This window comes from Sphingopyxis sp. H053 (assembly GCF_001468225.1).
Classification (GTDB): Bacteria; Pseudomonadota; Alphaproteobacteria; order Sphingomonadales; family Sphingomonadaceae; genus Sphingopyxis.
Genome location: NZ_LNRU01000001.1, coordinates 162,689 through 186,678, shown reverse-complemented (window position 1 = coordinate 186,678; position 23,990 = coordinate 162,689). Strand labels below are relative to the sequence as shown.

Sequence of the window (23,990 nt, the reverse complement as noted above, 5' to 3'; positions counted from 1 at the left end):
ATGCTTTGCCCAAAAGCGCGGGCCCCGACAAGGAAATCATGGCATTTGTCGGCCGGAAGCGTTAGTCGCGCGGGCCATGGATTCCAAGCACAACCAACCCGCCCCCTACACTTATGCTGGGGCCGGCGTATCGATCGAGACCGGCAATGCGCTGGTCCGTGCCATTGCTCCGCTCGCCCGTGCGACGCGCCGACCCGGCGCCGACGCCGACCTCGGCGGCTTTGGCGGCTTTTTCGACCTGAAGGCGGCGGGGTTCAACGATCCCCTGCTCGTCGCCGCGAACGATGGCGTGGGCACCAAGCTCAAACTCGCCATCGAATCGGGCAAGCATGACGGGGTCGGGATCGACCTCGTCGCGATGTGCGCGAACGATCTGATCGTGCAGGGCGCCGAGCCGCTATTTTTCCTCGATTATTATGCAACGGGCAAGCTCGACAACGATGTCGCGACCGAGGTCGTTGCGAGCATTGCCGAGGGCTGCAAGCAGGCCGGATGCGCGCTGATCGGCGGCGAGACCGCCGAAATGCCAGGCATGTATTCGGACGGCGATTACGACCTTGCGGGCTTCTGCGTCGGCGCGGTCGAGCGCGATCAGGTGCTGACCGCGGACAAGGTCGCGGCGGGCGACGTGATTCTCGGCCTCGCTTCGTCGGGGGTGCATTCGAACGGTTTCTCGCTCGTGCGGCGGCTCGCGGCGGACAAGGGATGGAAGCTCGATCGCCCTGCGCTGTTCGACCAGACGATCCTGCTGATCGACGCGCTGATGGCGCCGACGCGCATCTATGTGAAGAGCCTGCTGCCGCTGGTGAAGACCGGCCAGATTCACGCGCTCGCACATATCACCGGCGGCGGGCTGCTCGAGAATATCCCGCGCATTCTACCGAAAACGCTTCATGCGCACGTCGATGCCGACGCGTGGGAACAGCCGCGGCTGATGGCGTTCCTGCAGGCGCAGGGCAATATCGAGCCCGAGGAAATGGCGCGCACCTTCAATTGCGGGATCGGGATGGCGGTCGTTGTCGCTGAGGGCGATGTTGCCGCGGTCACCGCAGCGCTTGAGGCCGCCGGCGAAACCGTGTTCCGGATCGGCCATATCGCCGACGGCGAAAAGGCCTGCACCGTGACGGGCAGCGCCGAAACGTGGAGCGCGCGTGCGCCGTGGAGCGCCACGCATAATGGCTAAAGCGCGTGTCGCCGTCCTGATTTCGGGCGCCGGCACCAATATGGCGGCGCTGCTCTATGCGGCGAAAGCCAAAGACTGCCCCTATGAGCTGGTGTTCGTCGGAAGCAACGATCCCGATGCGCCGGGGCTGACGATCGCCGAGGCCGAGGGCATCGCGACGTGGGGCGTATCGCACAGGGGCATGAACCGCGACGCGTTCGATACGCTGGTCGACGAGCAGTTGCGCGCGGCGGGCGCCGAGTTCGTCGCGCTCGCCGGCTATATGCGCATCCTGTCCGACGATTTCGTCGCGCGCTGGGCCGGGAAGATGATCAACATCCACCCGAGCTTGCTACCGCTTTACAAGGGGTTGAACACACACAGCCAGGCGATCGAGGCTGGCGACAAATTCGGCGGATGCAGCGTCCATATCGTGACGGCCGGTGTCGACGAGGGTCCGGTGCTTGCACAGACGCCGGTCGCGATCCTGTCCGGCGATACCGTCGAAACGCTGGCGCGGCGGGTGCAGTTCGCCGAACATCAGCTTTACCCCGCCACGCTCGCGGCGTTCGTGACGCGCGAGCGGTCGCCCGATTATCTGCGCGGCCGCGTGCGTGAACTCGCCATGGCGCTGCCCGAGGCCGACGAGGTGACCTCGCACGGCATGCCCTGCTTCGGCATCGTGAAGGGCAAGAAATTCGCCTATTTCACCGAGGATCATCATGGCGACGGCAAGATCGCGCTGCTCGTCAAGATCAGCGGCGGCGACGAGCAGGCGGCGCTGATCGAACTCGACGAAGAGCGCTATTACCGCCCCGCCTATTTCGGCGAGGGCTGGGTCGGCATCCGCCTCGACCTTGGCGACACCGACTGGGATGCGATCGGCGAATGGCTGCGCAAAAGCTGGCTGTCGGTCGCACCGAAGAAGCTGGCCGGGCTGATGGGCGTCGCCGACGAATTTTAAGAATTATTCGCGCGCGTCCGCGTGCATCCGCCTCTCGATTTCGTCGTGCGGCACCTCTTCGATGAGCTGCGCCAGTCGCCATGTGAAGCCGAACGGATCGGTGAGCGTGACAACGCGATGCTCGCTGGCTTGTTCCACCAGACAAAAGGCCGCCGGATCGCTCCGGCGGCCTCTTCGCTTGTTTCGTCATCCCAGCGAAAGCTGGGATCTCATGAGGCCGCGCACGACCGATGGAGACCCCAGCTTTCGCTGGGGTGACGTGTCAGGTTTAGCCGACGATTTCTTCGGGCTTGAAGAAATAGGCGATTTCGATCGCCGCATTTTCGTCGCTGTCCGAACCGTGAACCGTGTTCGCTTCGATGCTTTCGGCGAGTTCCTTGCGGATCGTGCCGGGAGCTGCGTCCTTGGGGTTGGTCGCACCCATGATGTCGCGGTTCGCCTGCATCGCGTTCTCGCCTTCGAGGACCTGGACGACGACGGGGCCGCTGATCATGAAGTCGACGAGTTCGCCGAAGAAGGGGCGTTCCTTGTGGACCGCGTAGAAGCCTTCGGCCTGTTCGCGGCTCATGTGGATGCGCTTCGACGCGACGACGCGGAGGCCGGCGTCTTCCAGCATCTTGGTGACGGCGCCGGTGATGTTCCGGCGCGTGGCGTCGGGCTTGATGATCGAAAAGGTGCGAGTGACCGCCATGGGGGAAGCTCCTGTGTTATTATGGTCTGCGATGCGCGCGCCTCTAGCGGCGCTTTGGCCGTATCGCAAGGATAGAGCGTGGGCGCGTTACGGCCCTTCGGACCAGCGGCCGTTTTCGTCCTGTTTCCAAAAGCGGTTGTCGACGTCGTCGCGCGCCGCCAGCGTGCGCCAGAGCGTGCGCGCGTCGTCGATGCGGCTGTTGTCGAAGAGCAGGAAGGTGCGCTCGAACCCCAGCGCCTCCTCGCGCCATTCGCCATCGGCGAGCGCGATGAGCGTCGCGCGGTTGGGCGGCGATGGATCGAGCGTGCCCGCGATCAGGATCGGCTCGATTTCCTCGTCGGGCGAGCCCGCGTGGCCGTGCGGCAGGAAGCTTGCAGGTTGCAGCGTCCACAGCGCCTCGTCGATCGCCTGCCGCTGCATCGCGGGCGCGGCGACCACCAGCAGGCGGTCGCCGTTCGCCAATATACGCGTCGCGAGCGCGGGGAGCACCCGTTCGACCGGGTCGCGGGTCAGCCGGTAAAAGTCGACGCGCGCCATGCTCCCCTGCCCCGTTTCGCTCAGCCTTCGTGATTGGCGGCGATGTAGCGGTCGAGCAGGCGCACGCCGTAACCCGTCGCGCCCTTCGCCCACACCGGGCCGTCCTTGTCGGCCCATGCCATGCCCGCGATGTCGAGATGCGCCCAGGCGACGCCTTCGCCGACAAAGCGCTTGAGGAACTGCGCCGCGGTGATCGAGCCGCCTTCGCGCGGGCCGATATTCTTCATGTCGGCGATCGGGCTGTCGATCAGCTTGTCGTAGGCGGGCGACAGCGGGAAACGCCACAATTTGTTGTTGCTGGCCTCGCCCGCCGCGAGCAAGTCGGCCGCGAGCGTGTCGTCATTGGCGAAGATGCCGGCATATTCGTGGCCGAGCGAGATCACCATCGCGCCGGTCAAGGTCGCGAGATCGACGATCACCTTGGGATTATAGGCGCTCTGCGCCCAGCTGATCGCGTCACACAGGACGAGGCGGCCCTCGGCGTCGGTGTTGAGCACCTCGACCGTCTGCCCCGACATGGTGGAAACGACGTCGCCGGGGCGCATCGCATTGCCGTCGGGCATATTTTCGACAAGACCGACGACGCCGACGACGTTCGCCTTCGCCTTGCGGCCCGCGATCGCCTTGATCGCGCCCGCGACCGCGCCCGCGCCGCCCATGTCCCACTTCATCATGTCCATGCCCGCGGCGGGCTTGATGCTGATACCGCCAGTGTCGAAGGTCACGCCCTTGCCGACGAAGACGACGGGAGCATCGCCCGGATTGCCGCCGTTCCAGCGCATCGCGAGCAGGCGCGGCGGGCGGGTCGAGCCCTGCGCGACGCCGAGCAGCGCGCCCATGCCGAGCGCCTTCATCTGGCGTTCGTCGAGTATTTCGAGTTCGACGCCAAGGTCGGTCAGGTGCTGGCAGCGTTCGACGAACGTCTCGGGGTAGAGGATGTTCGGCGGCTCGGCGACGAGTGTCTGGGTCAGCGCGACGCCATCGGCAATCGCCTCGTTCTCGGCCCAGCGACCGGCGAGGTCGCCGTGGGGCGACGCGATCGTCACCGTCTTCAGGCTCGGCTTCGCCGTATCGGCAAGGCGCGTGCGATAGGTGTCGAGGCGCCAGTTGCGCAGGCGCGCGCCCATCGCGAAGGCGAGGACGTCGTCGGCATCGCTCTGCCCCGCGCTCGCGAAATCGACATGGACCGCGGTCGCGCCGCTCGTCTGCAGCTTTGCCGTCAGCGCCGCGCCACCGCGCTCAAGATCCTGCTCGCTGCCTTCGCCGACCCCGACGAGCAGCAGGCGCTTCGCCTGGTCGCCGTCGATCGCCGCGGTCTCGGCAATCGCACCCGCGACGCCGTCGAAGCGTGCCTGGGCCGCCGCGGCGCCGAGCAGCGCGCCGAGCGCACCGGCCTCGCCCTTGCGGACCGGAAATGCGACGACGTCGGCAGACGCATCGATTTGCGCGACAAACTGAATGTCCATGCCTTAACTTTCTTATGCGATGATTGATTGGAACGTGGCGGACCGATAGGGGTTTCGCTTGCGAGTTGCAAAAACAAAGCTGCCGGTCCAAGCCGGGTGGACGCTAAATAAGGTGCGGGACAAAGATATCAAAATGAGCTGGGCTTTGTTCCAACAAGCAGCGCGTGCGCGGCCGTTCTGGCTGGCGACGGCGAGCGGCGCGGCCCTGGCCGCTTGCCCCGTGCTGGCCCAGACCGAAGCGAATCCGGCCCAGCCGGAAGAGGTCGTGGGCGAACCCGAGCTGCAGACGCCCGACGTCGTCCCGACAACGACCGACGCCCCCGCGGTCAAGGACGAAGACCAGATCGGTTTCGCCGCCGACAATCTGAATTATGACAGCGACACCGAAGTCGTCGTTGCCGAGGGCAATGTCCAGATGAACCGCGAAGCGGTCGAGATGCGTTCCGACAAGGTCACCTGGAACCGCAAGACGGGCCAGGTCTTTGCCGAGGGCAATGTCGTCATCAAGAACCCCGAGGGCGACACCGCCTATGGCGACAAGATCGAGCTGACCGACACGCTGCGCGACGGCGTGGTCGAAAACATGCTCGTCGTGCTCGACAATGGATCGCGGCTCGCCGCGGTCAAGGGCACGCGCTTCGACAACGGCAATATCGAGCTGGAGAACGCCGCCTATACCCCCTGCCCGGTCGAGGACGACGAAGGCTGCCCCAAGAATCCGAGCTGGCAGATTCGCGCCGTTAAGGTGCTGTACGACCGGGCGGAGAACAAGGTCCGCTACAAGGGCGCGCGCGTCGAGATTTTCGGCCTGCCGCTGATCCCGCTTCCCGGCCTCAGCCATTCGATCAACAACGAGCCGAGCAGCGGCATCCTGGTGCCCGAAATCCGGCTCGACCGCAGCAACGGGTTCGAAATCGCGGTTCCCTATTATTTGCGGCTCGCGTCCGACCGTGACATCACGATCACCCCGCACCTCTACACCAGCGCGGCGCCGATGCTGGAAGGCGAGTTCCGCGCGCTGACCGACATCGGATCGTTCCGCATCAACGGCTATGCCACCTATGGCTCGCTCGTCCCGCTGACCGGCGAGGATCCCGACAGCGAAAAGCGCTTCCGCGGCTACCTCGAGAGCGCGGGCAAGTTCCAGTTCGACCCGCATTGGAGCCTGACCTATTCGGGCCGCATCGCGACCGACCGCACCTTCATGCGCCGCTATGACATCAGCCGCGACGACCGGCTGCGCTCGACCTTCGAGCTCGAGCGGATCGGGGGCAATAGCTATCTGTCGATCGCCGGCTGGGCAACGCAGACGCTGCGCCGTAACGACGAACAGGGCCAGCAACCGATCGCGCTGCCGATCATCGACTATCGCCAGCGGCTTGCCGATCCGATCTTTGGCGGGCAGTTCGAGCTGCAGCTCAACACACTCGCGATCGGCCGCACCGCGGGGCAGGACACGCAGCGTGCCTTTGCCGGCGCGCGCTGGGATTTGCGCGGGCTGACGGGGCTGGGTCAGGAAGTGACGCTGACCGCCTTGGTGCGCGGCGACGTCTATCACAGCGACGAGAATCTGCTGACCGCGATCCCCGGCTACCGCGGCAAATCGGGTTGGCAGGCGCGCGCGATCGCCGCGGTCGCGGCCGACATGCGCTGGCCCTTCATCGGCGAATTCGCGGGCGGCACGCAAACGCTGACCCCGCGCGTCCAGATCGTCGCGACGCCGCCGATCGAAAATATCGACATCCCGAACGAGGATTCGCGCGCGTTCGACCTCGAAGACAGCAATTTATTCGCGATCAACCGCTTCAACGGCCACGACCGGTTCGAGGACGGCGCGCGCATCACCTATGGCGTCGAATGGAATTACAGCCGGCCGGGCTTCAACATCAGCAGCGTCGTCGGCCAGAGCTATCGCCTGTCGGACAAGCCCAGCCTGTTTCCCGACGGCACCGGGCTGACCGACCGGACGTCGGACATCGTCGGGCGCACCACCGTTGCCTATCGCGACTTCCTGCGCCTGACCCATCGCTACCGGCTCGACAAGGATAATTTCGCGATCCGCCGCAACGAATTCGACGCGACGATCGGCAGCCGCGCGACCTATGCCGTGCTCGGCTATTCGCGGCTCAACCGCGACATCCTGCTGCTCGGCGAGGATTTGCAGGACCGCGAGGAGGTACGCGCCGGCGGCCGCGTCGCGTTCGCGAAACACTGGTCGGTCTTCGGGTCGGCAATCGTCGATCTGACCCAGCAGACCGACGATCCGCTCAGCAGCGCCGACGGTTTCGAGCCGATTCGCCACCGCTTGGGCGTCGCCTATGACGATGACTGCCTGTCGATCGCGCTGACCTGGCGCCGCGACTATGCCGACACCGGCGACGCGCGGCGCGGCAACAGCTTCTCGTTCCGCATCGCCTTCCGCAATCTGGGGTTCTGACGGCATTCGCTCAGCCTAGGTTCAGCGTCTGCGGCCTATGCCCCGGCATCAAACGGTCTATTTGGCGGATTGCGCTGGACCATCGGGCGTTTCCGCTGATACGGAGCGTCCGGACTTTCTCGAATAGGGTAAAGATGACCAAATTTTCGACCATGACCGGCCTGATCGCGCTGGCTGCAGTTGGCGTAACGCCCGTGGTGGCCCAGACCGTTGCAGACAGTGACGTTCCGACGACCAGCCTCAACATCCCGGGCAATGTGCAGCTTTTCGGTGACGCCAAGCCGAACGTCTATCGCCCTTCCGCCACGGTGAATGGCGAGATCATTACCGCTACCGATATCGAGCAGCGCATGGCGCTGATCCGCATCGCCAACAACAATGTCGAACTGCCGCCCGAGGAAGTCCAACGGCTGCGCAGCCAGGTGTTCAGCAACCTGATCGACGAAAAACTGCAGATTCAGGAAGCCAAGGCGGCCGAGATCACGATCGACGAGAATGTCGTGAACCAGCAATTCGCCCGCCTCGCCACGCGTTTCAAGCAGACGCCCGAGCAGTTTTCGAGCTATCTTACGTCGAAAGGCTCGTCGGCGGCGGCGGTGAAGCAGCAGATCCGCGGCGAGTTCGCCTGGGACCGCCTGTTGTCGCGTAACATCCAGTCGACGACCAACGTGTCGACCGAAGAGGTCAAGATCGTCGCCGACCAGATGACCGGGACCAAGGGCCAGGACGAGTTCCACCTCGGCGAAATCTATCTGTCGTCGACCCCTGAAACCGCTGCGGCAGTGACCGAAAATGCCAAGAAGATCATCCAGGCGTTGCAGGCCGGTGGCAGCTTTGCCGCCTATGCGCGCCAGTTTTCGGAAGCCTCGACCGCCGTCGTCGGCGGCGATCTGGGCTGGGTAAAGGCCGGACAGCTGCCCGGATCGATGGGCGAAGCGGCAACGCAGATGGCGCCGGGCCAGCTCGTCGGCCCGATCGAGGTGCCGGGCGGGATTTCGATCATGCTGATGATCGACCGGCGGCAGGTGCTGACCGCCGATCCGCGCGACGCGATCCTCAGCCTCAAGCAGATTTCGCTCGATTTCCCTGCGGGCACCACCCCCGCGAAGGCTTCGGAACTGGCGAGCCAGTTTGCCGAAAAGACGCGCGGCATCGCCGGTTGCGGCGCGGCCGACGCGGTGGCGCAGGGCTTGGGCGCCACCGTCGTGTCGCGCGACAATATCGAGATGCGCGCGCTGCCGGCGCCGCTGCAAGCGACGCTCGCCAGTCTGCAGATCGGCCAGACGACGCAGCCCTTTGGCGCCGCGAACGAAGGCGTCAGTGTCCTCGTGCTCTGCGGCCGCGACATGCCGCAAACCGCAACCGCCCCGAACCTCGAGCAGATCGAACAGAAATTGCTGGAAGACAAGGTCAACAAGCGGGCCCAGCGCTATCTGCGCGACCTGCGCCGGGATGCCGTGATCGAATATAGCTGACCCTATGCCTGATTTCAGCAATCGACGGCCGATCGCGGTTACCATGGGTGACCCGGCCGGCGTCGGCCCCGAAGTCGCGGCCCGCGCATGGGCCGCGCGCCGCGAAAACAACCTGCCCCCCTTTGTCGCCATCGGCGACGCGGCTGCGATCACCGCCGTCTGGGACGGCCCTGTTGCGCGCGTCGGCGACATGGACGAGGTGGTGCGGGCCTTTGGCGATGCCCTGCCCGTCTGGCATCTGGAGGACAGCGGCCCGCTGACCCCCGGCGTACCGACCCCGGCGGGGGCGACCTGTGCGCTCCATGCGCTCGAGACCGGGATCGGGCTGACCCGCAACCAGGCGAGTTCGGCGCTCGTCACGGGTTCGGTCTCCAAATATGCGCTCCACGGCATCGGCTATACGCACCCCGGACAGACCGAATTCATCGCCGAACGCTGCGGCGTCACCGCGACCAATGCCGTGATGATGCTGGCGGGTCCCAGCCTGCGCGTCGTCCCGCTCACCGTGCATATCCCGCTGTCCGAAGTGCCCGAGCGGCTGACCGTCGAACTGATCGTCGCCAAGGCGCGGATCGTCGCGCGCGGGCTACGCCGCGATTTCGGAATCGACGCGCCGCGTATCGCGCTCGCCGGCCTCAACCCGCACGCGGGCGAAAGCGGGCAGTTGGGCAGCGAAGAAGAGCGCATCATGGTGCCCGCGGTCGCGCAGCTGGCCGAGGAAGGGATCATCGTCGACGGCCCGCTCGCCGCCGACGGGCTGTTCGCACCCGCCATTCGCGCGAACTATGATGCGCTGCTCTGCCCTTATCACGACCAGGCGCTGACCCCGTTCAAGGCGCTGCATTTCCACGACGGCGTCAATCTGACGCTCGGCCTGCCGATCATCCGCACCTCGCCCGACCATGGCACAGCGTTCAATATCGCGGGCACCGGCACCGCCGACCCGGGGCCGACGATCGCGGCGATCGCGATGGCCGCCCAGCTCGCCGCGGCGCGCGAGCGCAGCTACGCGCCGGCGAAGTGACCGTCGAGCCCCAGGTTCCGTTACCGCCGCTGCGCGAGACGGTGCGCACGCACGGCCTCCAGGCAAGCAAGGCGCTGGGGCAGAATTTCCTGTTCGACGAGCAATTGCTCGATCGCATCGCGGCGATCCCCGGTAATCTCGACGGCGCCACGGTGTTCGAGGTTGGTCCCGGTCCCGGCGGCCTGACGCGCGCGCTGCTGCGCGCCGGCGCCAAGGTGATCGCGGTCGAGCGCGACGACCGCTGCTTGCCGTTGCTCGCCGAGCTCGGCGAAGCCTTTCCGGGGCAACTAACGGTAATCGCCGACGATGCGATGGCGGTCGATGTCGACGCGCTGACCGGCGGCGCGCCCTATCATATCGTCGCCAACCTGCCCTATAATGTCGGCACCGCGCTGTTCACGCGCTGGCTGGAGCCCGCCGCCTGGCCGCCGCGCTGGCTATCGCTGACGTTGATGTTCCAGCTCGAGGTCGCCGAGCGTATCGTCGCGCCGGTCGGGGGGGACGCCTACGGGCGGCTGGCGGTGCTCGCGCAGTGGCGCTCGACCGCGAAGATCGCGATGAAGGTCCACCGCTCGGCCTTCACCCCGCCGCCGAAGGTGATGTCGGCGATCGTCCATGTGACGCCCGCCGACCAGCCCGACGGCGTCGCCCCGAAATTGCTATCGAAGCTCACCGAAAAGGGATTTGGCCAGCGGCGCAAGATGCTGCGGCAGAGCCTGAAGGGCGTCGAGGGTGCGGTCGCCGCGACCGAGGCGCTGGGCATCGAACCCACGCGGCGCGCGGAGACGGTCAGCGTTGCCGAATGGGTAGCTCTGGCGCGCGCGCTCGGCGCCTAGCCTCAATTCTTGCTGCTGGTCGTCCCGACAGTTGCGACCACCGGCTTCGGCACCAGCACTTCGGCGGCGACAACGCGCTTCGACGCGCTCGACGCGATCGTCTTTTCGAGCGCCGCGACCTGCGGGCATTTGTCGCTGCACACGCGCTGTGCTTCGGCCAGCTTTTCGCGCGCGAGCTCGAGCGCGCCCTTGTCGGCGAGCGCTTCGCCCTGCCCCGTCAGCGCGACAATGTCGTTGGGTTCGAGGACAAGCGCCTCGCGATAGAGCCCGATCGCCTTGCCCGGCAGCCCCTGCGCGCGGGCGACCTGCGCCAGCGCGATGATCGCCGACCGGTTGCGCGGGTCGGCGGCGAGCGCCGATTCATAAAAACCGATCGCGGTGTCGAGATCGCCGGAGTCCTGCGCCTTGTGACCCTCCTGCTGGAGCGCGATCGAGCGGGGGAAGATGTCGTTATCGGCGCGCTGCGCGTCGGATGCCGTGGGCAGGCTGGCGAGGATCAATCCCGCCGAAAGAGCCAGAAAGCCGACACGCATCGCATTCTCCCATCGCTTCATTGCAGGCGATGCTAACATGGTGCCGTCAGTCGTGCGAGAAAAAATCCGTCGCTGCCGTCGTGGCCCGGCGTGAGCAGAAAACCGCTGCCCGCAGCGCGTCCGACGCCATCGGGAAGATAGCCGTCGTCGGCCGTCCAGCCGGGATGCCGGTTCAGAAAATCGTCCACCTGTGCCCGCCCCTCGCGCGTGATGATCGAGCAGACAGCATAGAGAAGTTTGCCGCCAGGCGCCACAAGATCGGCACCGATGTCCATCAGTTTCGCCTGTTCGGCAACATGACGGTCGAGCCGTGCAGGGGTCGAGCGCCAGCGCAGTTCGGGGCTGCGCCGCCAGGTGCCGCTGCCCGAACAGGGCGCGTCGACGATGACGCGATCGGCCTTGCCCATCCGGTCGGCGAGCATCGCGCGTTCCTGCCCCGGATTGAGCAGCAAAGTTTCGATCGCCGTTGCCCCGGCGCGGTGCGCGCGCGGCGGCAATTGCTGAAGCCGGGCGCGATTGGTGTCGCAGGCGAGGATCGCGGCTTCGTCGCCCGTCGCCGAAGCGATCGCGAGCGTCTTGCCGCCGGCGCCGGCACACAGATCGATGATCGCCTGTCCGGCTTCGGCGCCCAGCGCGGCGGCGGCATATTGGCTCGCGGCGTCCTGCACTTCGAACTGCCCTTCGGCGTAAGAGGCATGCTGGACCGCCGCCGTTTCACCGGGCAGACGCCAGCCATCGGCGAGGCCGGCAATCACTTCGCCGTCCGGAAAGATCAGCGCGAGTTCGTCACGGCTGGAGCGCAGCCGGTTGGCGCGCAGGTCGAGCGATGCCCGCACCAGCATTGCCTCGCGCTCCGCCTTGCCGACCAGCGGGTCGAAGAGTTTCATGAGCGCGGTGGTGGCGATCCCGGTTTCGGCGCGCGGTTCGTCGGCCGAAATCGTTGCCGGACCATAGGGTGCGCCATCGAACAGCGCGGCGAGTTCGGGGTCGGCATCGGCGAGCGCCAGCATCGCAGCGCGGCCCGAGACCGGCACCGACCGCACGCCGCGGATCGCATCATAGACATGGTTGCGGATCGCGCGGCGGTCCTTCGACCCCGCATAACGGCGCGCGCGCATCGCCTCGGCAAAGATCGCGTCGGCAGGTGCACCGCCGTCACGCGCGGAGGTGGCGATGGCATCGAGGATTTCGATAGCAGTCTGGACGCGCGCAGCGGGGGTCATAAGTTCAACCTTTCTTCCCCGTCATTGCGAGGAGCGAAGCGACGAAGCTGTCCGGTGCGGTCATAGCCGCTCTGGATTGCTTCGATGGCTCGCAATGACGACGGGGCAGATTACCCCGCCGGATAGTTCGGTGCTTCGCGCGTGATCGCGACGTCGTGGACATGGCTTTCGCGCAGGCCCGCGTTGGTGATGCGCACGAATTTGGCGCGCTCGCGGAAATCCTTGAGCGTCCGGCTGCCGGTATAGCCCATCGCCGCCTTCACGCCGCCGACCATCTGGTGGATGACGTCCTTGGCGGGGCCCTTGAACGGCACCTGGCCCTCGATGCCTTCGGGGACCAGCTTCATCTGATCCTTGATGTCCTGCTGGAAATAACGGTCGGCCGAGCCGCGCGCCATCGCGCCGACGCTGCCCATACCGCGGTAGCTTTTGTAAGTGCGGCCCTGATAGAGGAAGGTCTCGCCCGGCGCCTCGGCGGTGCCCGCGAGCATCGATCCGACCATCACGCTCGACGCGCCCGCGGCCAGCGCCTTGGCGATGTCGCCCGAGGTGCGCAGGCCGCCGTCGGCGATCACGGGGACGCCCAACTTCGACGCCGCTTCGACGCTGTCGAGGATCGCTGTGAGCTGCGGCACGCCGACACCCGCGACGATACGCGTGGTGCAGATCGATCCCGGGCCGATGCCGACCTTCACCCCGTCGGCGCCCGCATCGATCAGCGCGCGCGTCGCATCGCCGGTGGCGACATTACCCGCCAGGATCTGGACGCGGTTCGACAGCTTCTTGATCGCCTCGACCGTCTGGCCGACCATCTTGCTGTGGCCGTGCGCGGTATCGACCACGATCAGATCGCATTCGGCGTCGAGCAAGGCTTCGGCGCGTTCGATCCCCGTCGGGCCGGTGTTGGTCGCTGCCGCAACGCGCAGGCGGCCGCTGGCATCCTTGGTCGCCTCGGGGAAATTGACCGCCTTTTCCATATCCTTGACGGTGATCAGGCCAATGCAGCGATAATCATCGTCGACGACGAGCAGCTTTTCGATGCGGCGCTGGTGCAGCAGCTTGCGCGCCTCGTCCTGCCCGACCCCGGGGCGCACGGTCGCAAGATTTTCGGCGGTCATCAGTTCACGCACCGGCTGGCCCGGATTGTCAGCGAAGCGCACGTCGCGGTTGGTGAGGATGCCGACAAGCTTGCCGCCGGTCTCGACGACGGGGATGCCCGAGATGCGATGCTGGTCCATCAGCGCGATCGCATAGGACAGCGGGGCGTCGGGGGTGATGGTGATCGGATTGACGATCATCCCGCTTTCGAAGCGCTTGACCTGACGCACCGCCGCCGCCTGTTCCTCGATCGTCAGATTGCGGTGGAGGACGCCGATGCCGCCGATCTGCGCCATCAGGATCGCCATGTCGGCCTCGGTCACCGTGTCCATCGCCGACGACAGGATCGGGATGTTGAGGCTGATTTCGCTGGTGAGCTGGGTCGAGAGATTGGCATCCGACGGCAGGATATCCGACGCGCCGGGCACCAGCAGCACATCGTCGAAGGTCAGGCCGGTGATGATTTCCATGGGTGCCACTTTCTGGTGCGGGCGGCGCCTGTCCCGGTTTTCGGGGCGGCACACGCGATTCGTTTGGTGGCGGCCCATGTAACCAGTCGCGCGCGGGCGCGCCAGTGGGTGACGAACGATTATTTCGCGTGGCGCGGGATGATTGGCGGGAGCACGGGAACGGGAGCCAACAGTCACCGAAATGTAACCGGTTGCATTGCCTCGGACCGCTCGTTAGACCGCTGCGCATAACATAGTTTTGGCGAAGAGGATATTCCGGATGAACGTGCCCAGCCAGGCGACCACCCATAGCGGCGGTCGCTCGAATGCCATGGCGGCCTTTGCCGCGGTGACCGTGCTTTTCTTCGCCTGGGGCTTCATCACGTCGCTGATCGATCCGCTCGTCGCCGCGGTGAAGGGCATCTTCACATTGAGCGACGCCGAGGCGCAGCTTTCGGCGTCGGCCTTCTTCATCGCCTATGGCCTGATGTCCTTTCCTGCCGCCGCGCTGATCGCACGCTTCCATTCGGTGCCGTCGATCCTGACCGCGCTGTCGACGATGGTCGCCGGCTGCCTCGTCATGCTCGCGGCGGCGAACCTCGCGATTTACCCGCTTGTGCTCGCGGGCCTCTTCATTCTCGCGAGCGGCATCACGATCCTGCAGGTCGCGGCGAACCCGCTCGCCGCGGCGCTGGGCGACCCGAAGCGCAGCCATTTCCGCCTGACCTTCAGCCAGACCTTCAACAGCTTCGGCACCTTCCTCGGCCCGCTGATCGGCGCGCACCTGTTCCTCGAGGGCGTCGAGGTCAAGGAAGGCACGGTGGTCACCGAAGCCGTGCGCGCGCAGGCGCTCGCCGGGATCGATTCGGCCTATTTCTGGATCTGCGGGCTGATCGTCGCGCTGTTGCTGTTCTTCTGGGTCAGCCGGCGGATCGTCAACGAAGCGGTGCCGCCTGCGCCGATCGGCGAGCGCGCCGGAATGGGCGAGCTGATCCGCGAGGCCTTTTCGTCGCGCTGGGCGCTGCTCGGCGGGCTGGCGATCTTCCTCTATGTCGGCGCCGAGGTCGCGATCGGCACGCAGATGGCGCTGTTCCTCAACAGCGATGCGATCTGGGGGCAGTCGGACGCCGCCTTTGGCACCTTCGGCTGGATCATGGGCAATGACGGCGTTCCCGGCGTTTCGCTGCAGGAAGCGGGCAAGGCCGTCGCGCTTTACTGGGGCGGCGCGATGGTCGGCCGCGCGATCGGGTCGGTGCTGCTCGCGCGCTTCTCCGCATCGAAGATGCTTGTGGCGTTTACCGCGATTGCCGTGCTGCTCTGCCTCTATATCGTCCTTGTCGGCGGCGTGACGGCGGGCTTTGTCGCGCTGTCGATCGGCCTTTTCAATTCGATCATGTTCCCGGTGATCTTCACCCTGACGCTCGAGCGCTCGACGGCGCGCGCCGAAGCGACGTCGGGGCTGCTCTGCACCGCAATCGTCGGCGGGGCGGTAATCCCCTATTTCATCGGCCTTCTGTCGGGCGCGGTCGGCTATACCGCCGCGCTGATCCTGCCCGCCGCCTGTTATGCCCTCCTCTGCGTCTTCGCCGTCGCGGCCGGACGCGCGCCGGCCCGGCAGGCGAGCGCGGGCGTGACCGTTCACTGAGGCATTAGGAACGAGGGAGCCATGGCCGGACTGTCGATCCGTGACGCGCGCAAGAGCTTCGGCGCCACCGAGGTCCTGAAAGGCGTGTCGATCGACGTCGCCGACGGCGAATTCACGGTGATCGTTGGCCCCTCGGGATGCGGCAAGTCGACGCTGCTGCGGGCCGTTGCGGGGCTCGAGGAGCTGACCGGCGGCAGCATCGTCATCGGCGACCGCGACGTCACCAGCCTGCCGCCGTCCGAGCGCGGCATCGCGATGGTGTTCCAATCCTACGCGCTTTACCCGCACCTGACGGTGCGCGAGAATATGGCGTTCGGCTTGAAGATCGCGAAGGCGGCGAAGGCCGAGATCGACGACGCCGTCCAGCGCGCGGCTGAGATATTGAACATCGAGGCGCTGCTCGATCGCAAGCCCGCCGCGCTGTCGGGCGGCCAGCGGCAGCGCGTCGCGATCGGCCGCGCCATCGTGCGCCAGCCGCAGATCTTCCTGTTCGACGAGCCGCTGTCGAACCTCGACGCCGATTTGCGCGTGCGGATGCGCTACGAGTTCGCCAGCCTGCACCGCCAGCTCGGCACGACGACGCTTTACGTCACGCACGATCAGGTCGAGGCGATGACGCTCGCCGACCGCATCATCGTGCTGCGCGACGGGCGGATCGAGCAGGTCGGCACCCCGCGCGAACTTTATGCGCGGCCCGCGAATATCTTCGTCGCGCAATTCCTCGGCACGCCGCGGATGAACATCTTGCCCGCGACGATCGCCGCCGATGGTCGCGCGGCGCTGGAAGACGGGCGCAGCATCGCCCTGCCCCCGCTCGCGGCAGCGCTAACGGCCGGAACCCCGCTTTCGATCGGCATCCGGCCCGAGGACATCGCGATCGGCGATGCGCCGGACGCGCTGCCCTTCACGATCCGCTTTATCGAGCGGCTCGGCGGGCTCGCGACCCTGCATCTGGGCGGACGCGAGGGCGACGAGCCGATCGCATGCCAGTTGCGCGACGACGGCAGCCTTGACGAGGGCGACGAGGTCTTTGCCTCGCTTCCGCCTGCGCGTCTGCACCTGTTCGGCGCCGACGGTCAGGCACTCGGGACGGTGGGCGAATGACCTTGCATTTTGCCCGTGTAACCGGTTACGTTGCGACGGTTTCCGCGCCCGGCATGGATAAAAAAACAGAGTCGCATCAGCGGCTTGGCGCCATTTGAGGGAAAGGGGCCCGACGGCATGGCTACATTGAGGGACGTCGCCCGCGAAGCGGGGGTTTCGGTGGCGACGGCATCGCGGGCGATCAACGGGCTCGGCAATGTCACGGCACCGACGAAGGCCGCGGTGATGGCGGCGGTCAAGAAGCTCAACTTCGTCCCGCACAGCGGCGCGCGCAGCCTGACGCGGCGCAAGACCGACACCGTCGGCGTCATCCTGCCCGACCTGTTCGGCGAATTCTTCTCCGAAATCATCCGCGGCATCGATCTGGTCGCGCATGAATCGGGTATGCACTTGCTGCTCGGCAACATGCACGGCAGCACGCACGAGACCGCCGCCGCGATCGCGGCGATGCGCGGGCGCGTCGACGGGCTGCTCGTGATGCCGCCCGATTTGAAGCCCGAACTGCTGTCCGACTATCTCGACCCGGCGCTCCCCACGGTACTGCTCAATTATGACGCGGGCTCGCTCGACCTGCCCTTTGTGGCGGTCGACAATTATCAAGGGGCCTATGCGATGACCGAGGCGCTGCTCGCGCGCGGCATGCGGCAGATCGTCCATATCGCGGGGCCCAAGCACAACCGCGACGCGCGCGACCGCCAGCGCGGCTTTGTCGACGCGATGACACGGATCGCCAAGATTTCGAACCCCGCGATCCTGCCCGGCGATTTTTCGGAAGAGAGCGGCGCGCAGGCCGGCCGGCTGCTCGTGCAGGGACAATTGCCCGCCGACGCCGTCTTTGCCGCGAACGACCAGATGGCGGTCGGGCTGATGGCGGAGCTGGCCAATGCGGGCATGTCGGTTCCCGGTGACGTGCTGGTGGCGGGGTTCGACGACATCCCGCTCGCACGCCACCTCAATCCGTCGCTGACAACGATGCAGGTCAAGATCGACCGGCTGGGGTCGACCGCGATGATGATGTTGCTGCGCATCCTTCGCGGCGAAACGCTGGGCGGCGCGAGCGCGACGATCCTGACCCCGACGCTGGTTGCGCGGGGCACGACCGGCGGGGCGGCAACGCCGGCGAGCGTCGCCGCGGCGGGAGCCTTGCCGACATGATGCAACCGGCGCGGCCATGCCTATGCAGCTGACGCGGCGCCATCTGACGGGCGCGCTCGCCGCGCTGCCCCTTGCTTCGCTGCTGACCGGCTGCGGCACGCGCGGCAATGCCGCCCTGACCGTCTGGGCGATGGGTAATGAGGCCGCGAGCCTGCCCGAACTGCTGAAAACGATCGACTGGCCCGCGAGCGCACCGCCGATCACCATCCAGCCGCTGCCATGGACCGCGGCGCACGAAAAATTGCTCACCGGCTTCGCAGGCGGGTCGCTGCCCACGGTTGGACAGGTCGGCAACAGCTGGATCGCCGAACTGGCGGCGATCGGTGCGATCGCGCCGGTTCCCGATCGCGCGCTCGGGCTGCTCGACGATCAGTTCGGCGCGGTGGTCGAAACCAACCGCATCGCAGGCCTGGCATGGGCGATCCCCTGGTATGTCGACACGCGGTTGCAATATTACCGCAAGGACCTGTTCGCGCGCGCCGGATATGATGCGCCGCCGGCGGACTGGGCCGGATGGAAGACCGCGCTGCACAAGGTGAAGCGTCAGGTCGGCGCGGGCAATTATGCGCTGCTCTATCCGCTCAACGAATATGAGCAGCTGACGACGCTCGCGCTGTCGGCCGGAGCGCGCATGCTGCGCGACGACGGCGCGCGCGGTGCGTTTTCTGACCCCGAATTCAAGGCCGCGCTGGCGTTCTACAAAAGCTTGTTCGATGGGGGGTTGGCGCCGCTGGCATCCTCGGCCCAGATTTCGAACATATGGGACGAGTTTGCGAAAGGCTATTTCAGCCTGTTCCTGTCGGGCCCATGGACGATCGGCGATATGAAGTCCCGCCTCGCCCCCGCCATGCAGGGCAATTGGGCGACCGCGCCGAATCCCGGCCCCGACGGCATCGGATCGGCGGCCCCGGGCGGATCGAGCCTCGTCGTGTTTGCGGGCAACGATCAGGGCGACGCGGGATGGGATCTGGTGTCGCGGCTGATGGCGCCCGCCGCACAGCTGAAGTTCCAGCAACTCACCGGCGACCTTCCCGCGCGGCGGTCGGTATGGGCCAAAGCCGGACTCGCGGACGACCCGATCGTCGCCCCCTTCGCGACGCAACTCGACCATGCGACGCCGTTGCCCAAGGTGCCCGAATGGGAGCGCATCGTCACCGAAATGCAGATCGTCGCCGAGCGGATGGTGCGCGGCCAGTACAGCGTCGATGAAGCCGCGAAAGAGATCGACGTCCGCGCCGACCGCCTGCTCGAAAAGCGGCGCTGGATGCTGGACAAAGGGCGTGCACTGTGAGCGCGCAGCGGCGAACCAGCGAAAGCGCGATCGCCGCCGGACGGGCGAGCGAAGCGCGCGCGGGCTGGGCGATGTCGTCGCCTGCGCTTGCCGCGATCATCCTCTTCTTCGTCCTGCCGGCGATCGCGTCGCTAGCCCTGAGCTTCACCGATTTCGACATCTACGCGCTCGCCGACATCGGCAATCTGCGCTTTGTCGGTTTCGAGAATTACGAAAGACTGCTTGGTAACCCACTGTTCTGGAAAGCGGTGACGAACACCTTGCTGTTTGTCGGCTTCGGCGTGCCCTTCATCGTTGCGCTGTCGCTGTTCGCGGCGATGCTTGTCAATTCGCGCTGGCTGAAATGGCGGCCGGTGTGGCGCGTCGCGCTGTTCGCGCCTTATGTGACGACGCTTGTCGCGACCGCGGTCGTATGGCGCTATCTGCTCCATACGCGCTACGGCCTTGTCAATTACCTGCTCTCGCCGTTCGGTATCGCGCCGATCGACTGGCTCGGCGATCCGCATGCATCGCTGCCCGCGATCCTGATCTTCGTCGGCTGGAAGACCTTCGGCTATAATATGATCATCTTCCTCGCGGCGCTGCAAACGGTGCCGCGCGAGCTCGACGAGGCGGCGCGGATCGATGGCGCGGGATGGTTCACGCGCCTCCGCCACGTCACCCTGCCCGCGATCGCCCCCACCGTGCTGCTCGTCTCGGTGCTGACCGTCGCGGGCATGTTCCAGCTGTTCGCCGAACCCTATGTGATGACGCAGGGCGGCCCCGCGCAGTCGACCGTCACCATCCTCTATTTCATGTATGAGGAGGGGTTCAAATGGTGGAACCTCGGGTCGGGCGCGGCAGTCGCCTTCCTGCTCTTCCTCTGCATTCTCGCGGTGACTTTGGTGCAACTGCGGCTGGCCAGGCGGAGCGGCGCGATATGAGCCTCCGCCGCTGGTCCGTGACCTTGCTCGCCGCGCTCGTCGCACTGCTCACGATCGCGCCCCTGCTGTGGATGCTATCGGTCAGCTTCATGGCGCGCGGCGAGGCATCGCAATTCCCGCCGCCGCTGCTGCCAAACGACCCTAGCCTCGACAATTACCGCATGCTGTTCGGCACCTTCGGCATCGGGCGTTTCCTGCTCAACAGCCTGCTGATCTCGACACTCGCGACCGGGCTCGCGCTGCTCTTCACGATCCCGGCGGGCTATGCCTTTGCCAAGCTGCGCTTCAAGGGACGCGACGCGACCTTCCGCCTGCTCGTCGCGGCGCTCGTCGTGCCGGGGCAGATCGGGATGCTGCCGCTCTTCCTCGAACTCAAGGCGATGGGACTCGTCAACAGCTATGCCGGCGCGCTCGTGCCGTGGCTCGCGGGCATCTTCGGCATCTTCCTCGTCCGCCAGTATTGCCTGTCGATCCCCGACGAGATGCTCGAGGCGGCGCGCATCGACGGCGCGAGCGAGGGGCAGATCCTCCGCCGCATCGTGCTGCCGATCCTGACCCCGATCATCGTCACGCTCGCGCTGTTCGTCTTCCTCGGCAGCTGGAACGATTTCATGTGGCCGCTGATCATCCTCGCCGATCAGGATCTCTATACGCTGCCCGTCGCGCTCGCCGCGATGAGCCGCCAGCATGTGCAGGACAATGAGCTGATGATGGCGGGCGCGGTGGTCACCACCCTGCCCGTGCTCATCCTCTTCCTCGCGCTCCAGCGCTTTTACCTGAGCGGCCTCCTGACCGGGAGCGTCAAGGGATGACCCTTTCAACCAAGGACAGATGCATGACATATTGGACCGCGGCATTGCTGGGCCTCGCGCTCGCCGCCTCGCCTGCCGCCGCGAAAACGAAAGCCGCGCCGGCAATCGAAGGGCAGACGCCGCAGCCAGCGATCGCGCCCGGCAATTATCCCTATCAGCTGTTCGTGCCGATGGGCTATCTGACCGACACCGCGAAGCAATATCCGCTGCTGGTCTTCCTCCACGGCTCGGGCGAGCGCGGCGACGATGTCGCGAAGGTCAAGGTCCACGGCCCGCCGAAGATCGCCGAGCGCGACCCGGCCTTCCCCTTCCTCACCGTGTCGCCCTTGCTCGGCACCGATCAGGATTGGGATATCGACAAGCTCGACAAGCTGGTCGACCATATCGCCAAGGCATATCGCATCGATTCTACGCGCGTGTACCTCACGGGTCTCAGCCGCGGCGGCCATGCCAGCTGGCGCTGGGCGATCGCCGAGCCCAAGCGGTTCGCGGCGGTCGCGGCGGTCGCCGGGCGCGGCAATATCGGCGAAGCGTGCCGCCTGATGGACCTGCCCGTCTGGGCGTTTCACGGCGACCGCGACGATGTCGTCATCCCCGAAGGCAGCTTCGCGATGGCGCGCGCGATCCGCGCGTGCGGCGGCCGCAAGGTCCGCCTGACCATCTATCCCGACCTCGGCCACAACGCCTGGGATCCCGCCTATGACGACCCGGCGCTCTACGCCTGGTTGCTCGAGCAAAAGCTCCCCTCCCCAACGATCACCAACAAGGACAGAAAATGAGCAAGAGTGTCTTCCCCGACGATTTCCTGTGGGGCGCGGCGACCGCCGCCTATCAGATCGAAGGATCGCCGCTCGCCGATGGCGCGGGCGCGAGCATCTGGCAGCGATTCAGCCACGACCCGCGGCTGATGGCGGTGAAGGGCGACACCGGCGATGTCGCGTGCGACCATTATAACCGCATGCCCGCCGATGTCGCGCTGATGAAGGAATTGGGGCTGAAAGCCTATCGCTTCAGCGTCAACTGGGGCCGCGTGCTGCCCGAGGGAACCGGGCGCGTGAACGAGCCGGGTTTGGATTTCTATGAGCGGCTCGTCGACGAATTGCTCAAGAACGATATCGAGCCCTTGCTGACGCTGCACCATTGGGACCTGCCCGCGGCACTCGACGACAAGGGCGGCTGGCTCAACCGCGACATTGCCGGCTGGTTTGCGGACTATGGCTCGGTGATGTACCGCCGCCTCGACGGGCGCGTGAAGAAATGGGTGACGCTCAACGAACCGTGGGTGATCACCGACGGCGGCTACCTCCATGGCGCGCTCGCGCCCGGGCATCGCAATCTGTTCGAGACCCCGATCGCGAGCCACAATCTGATGCGCGCGCACGGTGCGGCGGTCGAAGCCTACCGCAGCGAAGGCGCGCACGAGATCGGCCTCGTCGTCAATATCGAACCCAAATATCCGGCGAGCGACAGCCCCGAGGACATCGCCGCAACGGCGCGCGCGCACGCTTACATGAACCGCCAATATCTCGATCCGGCGCTGAAAGGTTCCTACCCCGCCGAACTCGCCGAGGTGTTCGGTGAGGCATGGCCCGAATGGTCCGCCGAAGACCTGAAGGCGATCTGCCAGCCGGTCGATTTCATCGGCATCAACTATTATACGCGCAACGTTGTAAAGGCCGACCCGAACCAGTGGCCCGTCGGCGCCTCGCCGGTGAAGCAGGTCGCGACGCACACGACGACCGACTGGGAAGTCTATCCGCCCGCGCTCACCGATATGCTCGTCTGGTTCCGCGACACCTATGGCGATATCCCCGTCTATATCACCGAGAATGGCGCTGCCTTCTACGACCCGCCGACCGCCGGCCCCGACGGGATCGACGATCCGCTGCGCTGCGATTATCTGCGCACACACATCTCGGCGATCGGTGATGCGATCCGGAAGGGCGTCGATGTGCGGGGCTATATGGCGTGGTCGCTGCTCGACAATCTCGAATGGTCGCTGGGCTTTTCGAAACGCTTCGGGATCGTGCATGTCGATTATCAAACGCAGGTCCGCACGCCGAAGCGCAGCGCGCGCTTCTACAGCAGCGTGATCGCGGCCAATGGAGGGAACCTCGGATGAAAAAAGCACTGATCCTCGCTGCCGCGGCGCTGCTCGCACTGCCCGCCGCCGCCAAAGAACGCGCCGATCATTATGAGGCGATGACCTACAACATCCGCCTCGACCTCGCGTCGGACGGCGACAACGCCTGGCCGCACCGGCGAAGCGCGCTGATCGCGCTCGTTGCCTATCAGGCGCCCGATTTCGTCGGGATGCAGGAGGTGTTGCAGCACCAGAAACAGGCGGTCGAGGCCGATCTGCCCGGCTATCAATTCGTCGGCGTCGCGCGCGACGACGGCAAGGAAAAGGGCGAATATTCGCCGCTGGGTTTCCGCCGCGACCGCTTCACCCTCGTGGGATCGGGGACGTTCTGGCTGTCGCCGACGCCCGAGACCCCGAGCAAGGGATGGGACGCCGCGCTGCCGCGGATCGCCACGTGGGCGCGGCTGCACGACCGGAGCGCGAAGCGCAGCTTGCTCGTCGTGAACACCCATTTCGATCATATCGGCGAGGTCGCGCGGCAGGAAAGCGCGCGCCAGATCCGCCGCTGGATCGACGGGCAGCGCAAGCCGGGCGAAACCGCGGTGCTGTTGGGAGACTTCAACAGCCCCGCGACGAGCAATCCCTATGCCGCGATCGTCGAGCCAGGCAAAGGCGCGCTCCGCGACAGCCGCCTTATCAGCCGCACGCCGCATTACGGCCCGCTCGGCACCTTCACCGGCTTCAAGATCGCGCAGATGGACCCGAGCCCGATCGACCATATCTTCGTCAGCGACGATGTGACGGTGCTGCGCCACGCGACGCTGACCGACCAGAATGGCGGCAAGCTGCCGTCGGATCATTATCCGGTGGTCGCGGACCTGTGCATCGGGAAGGGTTGCTGACCACACCTCATTCGTCATCCCGGCGAAAGCGGGGACACCAATGATAGCATTTTTTTGGCCGATTGGAGACTGTCCGCTTCTAGGTGCAGATCGTCAAAAGGCGACGTCGGCAACCGTTCCCAGCGACGTCAGCGTTTGTTAGCAAGGAACTAAGGCGAATTCCCGGAGGCGGAGCAGCAA

The 23,990-nt window shown here is 66.0% G+C and carries 22 protein-coding genes; 15 read left to right on the top strand and 7 right to left on the bottom strand.

What is annotated here, in order from left to right:
- Window positions 1-76 precede the first annotated feature (76 nt).
- A complete protein-coding gene (gene purM, locus ATE70_RS00805; protein WP_058536069.1) occupies window positions 77-1,183 on the top strand; it encodes a phosphoribosylformylglycinamidine cyclo-ligase in 1,107 nt (368 codons plus the stop codon).
- Window positions 1,176-2,126: a phosphoribosylglycinamide formyltransferase gene (purN, locus tag ATE70_RS00800; RefSeq protein ID WP_058536068.1), complete on the top strand. Its 951-nt coding sequence runs from the start codon at window positions 1,176-1,178 to the stop codon at window positions 2,124-2,126. Before purM ends, purN begins: the two co-directional genes overlap by 8 nt.
- A 3-nt stretch (window positions 2,127-2,129) precedes the next feature.
- Here purN and ATE70_RS25580 read toward each other — a convergent pair whose 3' ends face one another.
- From ATE70_RS25580 to ATE70_RS00785, 4 genes are all read right to left on the bottom strand, one after another.
- A complete protein-coding gene (locus ATE70_RS25580; RefSeq protein ID WP_269433249.1) occupies window positions 2,130-2,264 on the bottom strand; it encodes a hypothetical protein in 135 nt (44 codons plus the stop codon).
- 130 nt (window positions 2,265-2,394) lie between these two features.
- Complete coding sequence (gene ndk, locus ATE70_RS00795) at window positions 2,395-2,817, bottom strand: nucleoside-diphosphate kinase (protein WP_037518700.1); 423 nt, start codon at window positions 2,815-2,817, stop codon at window positions 2,395-2,397.
- 87 nt (window positions 2,818-2,904) lie between these two features.
- Window positions 2,905-3,354 (bottom strand): DNA polymerase III subunit chi, encoded by a 450-nt coding sequence (locus ATE70_RS00790; protein WP_058536067.1) that lies wholly within the window; start codon window positions 3,352-3,354, stop codon window positions 2,905-2,907.
- 20 nt (window positions 3,355-3,374) lie between these two features.
- The gene (locus ATE70_RS00785; protein WP_058536066.1) at window positions 3,375-4,820 is read right to left on the bottom strand and encodes a leucyl aminopeptidase; all 1,446 of its coding nucleotides are present in this window, start codon (window positions 4,818-4,820) and stop codon (window positions 3,375-3,377) included.
- A 133-nt stretch (window positions 4,821-4,953) separates the two neighbouring features.
- Between ATE70_RS00785 and ATE70_RS00780 the strand changes: the two genes are divergently transcribed.
- The 4 genes from ATE70_RS00780 to rsmA all read left to right on the top strand — a co-directional run bounded on the left by ATE70_RS00780 (window position 4,954) and on the right by rsmA (window position 10,592).
- Window positions 4,954-7,257 carry an LPS-assembly protein LptD gene (locus ATE70_RS00780; RefSeq protein WP_058536065.1) on the top strand — a complete coding sequence of 768 codons (2,304 nt, stop codon included), beginning with the start codon at window positions 4,954-4,956 and terminating at the stop codon, window positions 7,255-7,257.
- A gap of 134 nt (window positions 7,258-7,391) precedes the next feature.
- Window positions 7,392-8,732: a peptidylprolyl isomerase gene (locus tag ATE70_RS00775; protein WP_058536064.1), complete on the top strand. Its 1,341-nt coding sequence runs from the start codon at window positions 7,392-7,394 to the stop codon at window positions 8,730-8,732.
- Between the two features lie 4 nt (window positions 8,733-8,736).
- Complete coding sequence (gene pdxA, locus ATE70_RS00770) at window positions 8,737-9,756, top strand: 4-hydroxythreonine-4-phosphate dehydrogenase PdxA (RefSeq protein ID WP_058536063.1); 1,020 nt, start codon at window positions 8,737-8,739, stop codon at window positions 9,754-9,756.
- The gene (gene rsmA, locus ATE70_RS00765; RefSeq protein ID WP_058536062.1) at window positions 9,753-10,592 is read left to right on the top strand and encodes a 16S rRNA (adenine(1518)-N(6)/adenine(1519)-N(6))-dimethyltransferase RsmA; all 840 of its coding nucleotides are present in this window, start codon (window positions 9,753-9,755) and stop codon (window positions 10,590-10,592) included. Before pdxA ends, rsmA begins: the two co-directional genes overlap by 4 nt.
- A 2-nt stretch (window positions 10,593-10,594) precedes the next feature.
- On the opposite strand, the gene ATE70_RS00760 is transcribed toward rsmA, so the two are convergent.
- The 3 genes from ATE70_RS00760 to guaB all read right to left on the bottom strand — a co-directional run bounded on the left by ATE70_RS00760 (window position 10,595) and on the right by guaB (window position 13,916).
- A complete protein-coding gene (locus ATE70_RS00760) occupies window positions 10,595-11,125 on the bottom strand; it encodes a tetratricopeptide repeat protein (RefSeq protein ID WP_058536061.1) in 531 nt (176 codons plus the stop codon).
- A gap of 32 nt (window positions 11,126-11,157) precedes the next feature.
- Window positions 11,158-12,348 carry an RsmB/NOP family class I SAM-dependent RNA methyltransferase gene (locus ATE70_RS00755; RefSeq protein WP_058536060.1) on the bottom strand — a complete coding sequence of 397 codons (1,191 nt, stop codon included), beginning with the start codon at window positions 12,346-12,348 and terminating at the stop codon, window positions 11,158-11,160.
- A 110-nt stretch (window positions 12,349-12,458) separates the two neighbouring features.
- Window positions 12,459-13,916, bottom strand: a complete 1,458-nt coding sequence (gene guaB / locus ATE70_RS00750) for an IMP dehydrogenase (protein ID WP_058536059.1) — start codon at window positions 13,914-13,916, stop codon at window positions 12,459-12,461.
- Between the two features lie 259 nt (window positions 13,917-14,175).
- On the opposite strand from guaB, the gene ATE70_RS00745 reads away from it, so the two are divergent.
- The 9 genes from ATE70_RS00745 (at window position 14,176) to ATE70_RS00705 (ending at window position 23,810) form a co-directional block, all read left to right on the top strand.
- Window positions 14,176-15,540: an MFS transporter gene (locus tag ATE70_RS00745; RefSeq protein ID WP_082639321.1), complete on the top strand. Its 1,365-nt coding sequence runs from the start codon at window positions 14,176-14,178 to the stop codon at window positions 15,538-15,540.
- A 21-nt stretch (window positions 15,541-15,561) separates the two neighbouring features.
- On the top strand, window positions 15,562-16,644 hold the full coding sequence (locus ATE70_RS00740; RefSeq protein ID WP_058536058.1) for an ABC transporter ATP-binding protein: 1,083 nt from the start codon (window positions 15,562-15,564) through the stop codon (window positions 16,642-16,644).
- A 117-nt stretch (window positions 16,645-16,761) separates the two neighbouring features.
- Entirely contained in the window at window positions 16,762-17,799 is a 1,038-nt protein-coding gene (locus ATE70_RS00735; RefSeq protein WP_058536057.1) for a LacI family DNA-binding transcriptional regulator, read from the top strand.
- A 16-nt stretch (window positions 17,800-17,815) separates the two neighbouring features.
- Window positions 17,816-19,090: an extracellular solute-binding protein gene (locus ATE70_RS00730; protein WP_231732544.1), complete on the top strand. Its 1,275-nt coding sequence runs from the start codon at window positions 17,816-17,818 to the stop codon at window positions 19,088-19,090.
- Entirely contained in the window at window positions 19,087-20,013 is a 927-nt protein-coding gene (locus ATE70_RS00725) for a carbohydrate ABC transporter permease (RefSeq protein WP_231732543.1), read from the top strand. Before ATE70_RS00730 ends, ATE70_RS00725 begins: the two co-directional genes overlap by 4 nt.
- Complete coding sequence (locus ATE70_RS00720) at window positions 20,010-20,825, top strand: carbohydrate ABC transporter permease (protein WP_058536055.1); 816 nt, start codon at window positions 20,010-20,012, stop codon at window positions 20,823-20,825. Before ATE70_RS00725 ends, ATE70_RS00720 begins: the two co-directional genes overlap by 4 nt.
- A gap of 23 nt (window positions 20,826-20,848) precedes the next feature.
- Entirely contained in the window at window positions 20,849-21,604 is a 756-nt protein-coding gene (locus ATE70_RS00715) for an alpha/beta hydrolase-fold protein (protein ID WP_058536054.1), read from the top strand.
- Entirely contained in the window at window positions 21,601-22,947 is a 1,347-nt protein-coding gene (locus ATE70_RS00710; protein WP_058536053.1) for a GH1 family beta-glucosidase, read from the top strand. Before ATE70_RS00715 ends, ATE70_RS00710 begins: the two co-directional genes overlap by 4 nt.
- On the top strand, window positions 22,944-23,810 hold the full coding sequence (locus tag ATE70_RS00705; protein WP_058536052.1) for an endonuclease/exonuclease/phosphatase family protein: 867 nt from the start codon (window positions 22,944-22,946) through the stop codon (window positions 23,808-23,810). The genes ATE70_RS00710 and ATE70_RS00705 overlap by 4 nt, the downstream gene beginning before the upstream one ends.
- The last annotated feature ends 180 nt before the right edge of the window (window positions 23,811-23,990 follow it).